At 68.6% G+C, this 3,251-nt stretch carries 6 protein-coding genes and 1 tRNA gene; all 7 read left to right on the top strand.

Annotated features, from left to right (window positions below):
• Positions 1-140: EF-Tu C-terminal domain-related protein (locus MFF04_RS21495; RefSeq protein ID WP_505744210.1), on the top strand; the 140-nt coding region annotated here is incomplete at its 5' end.
• A gap of 106 nt (positions 141-246) precedes the next feature.
• Entirely contained in the window at positions 247-567 is a 321-nt protein-coding gene (locus MFF04_RS21490) for a YbjQ family protein (RefSeq protein ID WP_238279015.1), read from the top strand.
• A gap of 68 nt (positions 568-635) precedes the next feature.
• Positions 636-712, top strand: a tRNA-Trp gene (locus MFF04_RS21485).
• A gap of 206 nt (positions 713-918) precedes the next feature.
• On the top strand, positions 919-1,203 hold the full coding sequence (gene secE / locus MFF04_RS21480) for a preprotein translocase subunit SecE (RefSeq protein ID WP_238279012.1): 285 nt from the start codon (positions 919-921) through the stop codon (positions 1,201-1,203).
• A 72-nt stretch (positions 1,204-1,275) separates the two neighbouring features.
• Positions 1,276-1,809 (top strand): transcription termination/antitermination protein NusG, encoded by a 534-nt coding sequence (gene nusG, locus MFF04_RS21475; RefSeq protein ID WP_238279010.1) that lies wholly within the window; start codon positions 1,276-1,278, stop codon positions 1,807-1,809.
• 223 nt (positions 1,810-2,032) lie between these two features.
• Positions 2,033-2,482: a 50S ribosomal protein L11 gene (gene rplK / locus MFF04_RS21470; RefSeq protein ID WP_238279008.1), complete on the top strand. Its 450-nt coding sequence runs from the start codon at positions 2,033-2,035 to the stop codon at positions 2,480-2,482.
• A 12-nt stretch (positions 2,483-2,494) separates the two neighbouring features.
• Positions 2,495-3,193, top strand: coding sequence for a 50S ribosomal protein L1 (rplA, locus tag MFF04_RS21465; RefSeq protein WP_238279006.1), 699 nt, complete (start codon positions 2,495-2,497; stop codon positions 3,191-3,193).
• The last annotated feature ends 58 nt before the right edge of the window (positions 3,194-3,251 follow it).

Genomic DNA, 3,251 nt, shown 5'->3' with positions numbered 1-3,251 from the left:
AGATGGTCATGCCCGGCGATAACGTCACCATGGACGTGGCCCTCATCGTCCCCGTCGCCATGGAGGAGAAGCTCCGCTTCGCCATCCGCGAGGGCGGCCGAACCGTCGGCGCCGGCGTCGTCGCCGCCATCAACGAGTAAGCCGCCGGGAGTTCCCGACGCACGAAACGAACGGCAGCGCCCGCGGATCGACACACCGATCCGCGGGCGCTTTCGTGTCCGCTCCCAGACCACAGGAGGATCCGCGATGCTCGTCTCGACCACCAACGACATCCCCGGCCACCGCATCGTCGCCCATATCGGCATCGTGCGCGGGATCACGGTCCGCTCGCGCAGCGTCGTCGGCAACTTCGTCGGCGGCATCCAGTCGATCTTCGGCGGCAAGATCGGCGTCTACGTCGAGCTCGCCGAGGCGGCGCGGCGGGAGGCCTTCGTCCACATGACGGACCACGCCGCCGCCGAGGGCGCCAACGCCATCGTCGGCATGCGCTACGACGCCACCGAGATCATGGACGGCATCACCGAGGTCCTGGCCTACGGCACGGCGGTCCGCGTCGAGCCCGCGTGATCCTCGGAGAACGCCGAGGAGCGCGCTTGTAAGCGGCGCCGATCCTGTATAGAGCATCGGCCGCGCCTAGGAGTGTAGCTCAACTGGTCAGAGCGCCGGTCTCCAAAACCGGAGGTTGCGGGTTCGAGTCCCTCCACTCCTGCCATCCATCGGCATCGCCTCTTCGAGCGGTGCCGCCCCGCGCGAAGCCATCCCTGTCGACAAGCCGGCGGAGTTGCGCTAGAGCGACCCCACTCCGAGATCGATGATGGCCGTCGATGCGGGCTTGGCCGAGTTCCGGCACCAGCCCCGCCGGCCTCCCGTTCCCGGAACAGGCATGTCCCGGTTTTCGCGCCGCGGTAGTTGGTCAAGATGGCATCGAACGAAGCGACGAGAAAGATGGACGTGGCGCGCGGCAGCAGTTCCCGCGGGCCGTCCTCGCCGGTGCCCCCGCCCAGGCCGCCGCAGAAGCGCGTCGGCCCGGCCGAGTTCATCGCCCAGGTCCGCGACGAGGGCCGCAAGGTCACCTGGCCGACCCGCCGGGAGACCACCATCACCACGATCATGGTGTTCATCATGGTGGTGGCGGCGAGCCTGTTCTTCACCGTGGTCGATCAGGCCCTTCGCTATGCCGTCGGCCTGATCCTCGGGGTCTGAGGCCCGCCCAAGAACCGAACGTCCTTCCGGGGCCGCATCGCGGGTCCGGGATGCCAGGAGCCGAAGAGAGCCGTGTCGAAGCGCTGGTACATCGTCCACGCCTACTCGAACTTCGAGAACAAGGTCGCGCAGTCCATCAAGGACCAGGCGGCCCAGCGCGGACTGACCGAGCTGTTCGACGAGGTGATGGTGCCGACCGAAAAGGTCGTCGAGGTCCGCCGCGGCCGCAAGGTCGACGCCGAGCGCAAGTTCTTCCCCGGCTACGTGCTGGTGAAGTGCGACCTCACCGACGAGGTCTACCACCTCATCAAGAATACCCCCAAGGTCACGGGCTTCCTCGGCGCCGACAAGTCGAAGCCGGTGCCGATCCCCGACGCCGAGGCCGAGCGCATCAAGGGCCAGGTCGCCGAGGGCGTCGACCGGCCGAAGCCCTCCGTCTCCTTCGAGATCGGCGAGACGGTCCGCGTCGCCGACGGGCCCTTCGCGAGCTTCAACGGCACCGTCGAGGAGATCGACGAGAGCCGCTCCCGCCTCAAGGTGGCGGTGTCGATCTTCGGCCGCGCCACCCCGGTGGAGCTGGAGTACGGCCAGGTCGAGAAGGCCTGATTTTTTGAGTTTCGACGTAAGTCACTACTGACTTGCGTCAGCGCGTTCGCCGGTGGGGCCCGTCCGCTCCGGTGAAACCGGCGGGCCTCCCCGAGGCTCCGCCGTCATCCGCGGGAGATCCGCCCGGTTCGCCGCCGGGAGCCTCGGATCGCACCGCGACCTGCAACCGCCCGCCCGCCGCGCCTAGGCCGCACGGGGGAGGGCAAGATTTGGGAGCAGTCCCATGGCGAAGAAGATCACGGGCTACGTGAAGCTTCAGGTCCCGGCCGGCGCCGCCAACCCGTCGCCGCCCATCGGTCCCGCGCTCGGTCAGCGCGGCCTCAACATCATGGAATTCTGCAAGGCCTTCAACGCGAAGACCGCGCAGATCGAGAAGGGCACCCCGATCCCGGTGGTCATCACCGCGTATCAGGACCGCAGCTTCACCTTCGAGATGAAGCAGCCGCCGGTGACGTTCTTCCTCAAGAAGGCGGCCGGGCTGAAGATCGGCAAGAAGCCGGCCTCCGGCTCCAAGACCCCCGGCAAGGGCCCGACGGTCGGCAAGGTCACGGAAGCGCAGCTTCGCGAGATCGCCGAGAAGAAGATGCCCGACCTCAACTGCGATTCGGTCGAGTCGGCCGTCGCGATGATCCGTGGCTCCGCGCGGGCCATGGGCCTCGACGTCGTCGCGTAAGGGGAGGGCAGCATGGCACACGAAGGCAAGCGCATCCGCTCGGCCCGCGAGGGCATCGACCGCGAGAAGCTCTACCCGATCGCCGAGGCGATCTCGCTCGTGAAGCAGAAGGCGAACGCCAAGTTCGACGAGACCGTCGAGATCTCGATGAACCTCGGCGTCGACCCCCGCCACGCCGACCAGATGGTCCGCGGCGTCTGCAACCTGCCGAACGGCTCCGGCCGGACCCTGCGGGTGGCGGTGTTCGCCCGCGGCGCCAAGGCCGAGGAGGCCAAGGCCGCCGGGGCCGACATCGTCGGCGCGGAGGACCTGCTCGAGATCGTGCAGGGCGGCAAGATCGAGTTCGACCGCTGCATCGCGACCCCGGACCTGATGCCGCTGGTCGGCCGTCTCGGCAAGGTGCTGGGCCCGCGCGGCCTGATGCCGAACCCGAAGGTCGGCACCGTCACCATGGACGTGAAGGGTGCGGTGGCCGGCGCCAAGGGCGGCTCGGTGGAGTTCCGCGTCGAGAAGGCCGGCATCGTGCATGCCGGCGTCGGCAAGGTCTCCTTCGACGCCGACAAGCTCGTCGAGAACATCAAGGCGTTCGCGGATGCCGTCTCGAAGGCGAAGCCCGCCGGCGCCAAGGGCACCTACATCCAGCGCGTCGCCGTCACCTCGACGATGGGCCCGGGCGTGAAGGTCGAGCCGGGCTCCGTGCTCACGGCCTGATCGGCCTGATCCCACGCGACGACGAAGCGCCCGGTCCCTCGCGGGGCCGGGCGCTTCG

Origin of the sequence: Methylobacterium jeotgali, assembly GCF_022179345.1 — a bacterium.
GTDB lineage: Bacteria > Pseudomonadota > Alphaproteobacteria > Rhizobiales > Beijerinckiaceae > Methylobacterium > Methylobacterium jeotgali.
Note: the sequence above shows the minus strand (reverse complement) of the source record. Positions and strands in the feature narration are given on the sequence as shown.

Coding starts and splice junctions, on each gene's coding strand:
- MFF04_RS21490 (WP_238279015.1), top strand. CDS start 247: ATGCTCGTCTCGACCACCAACGACATCCCCGGCCACCGCATCGTCGCC.
- secE (WP_238279012.1), top strand. CDS start 919: ATGGCATCGAACGAAGCGACGAGAAAGATGGACGTGGCGCGCGGCAGC.
- rplK (WP_238279008.1), top strand. CDS start 2,033: ATGGCGAAGAAGATCACGGGCTACGTGAAGCTTCAGGTCCCGGCCGGC.
- rplA (WP_238279006.1), top strand. CDS start 2,495: ATGGCACACGAAGGCAAGCGCATCCGCTCGGCCCGCGAGGGCATCGAC.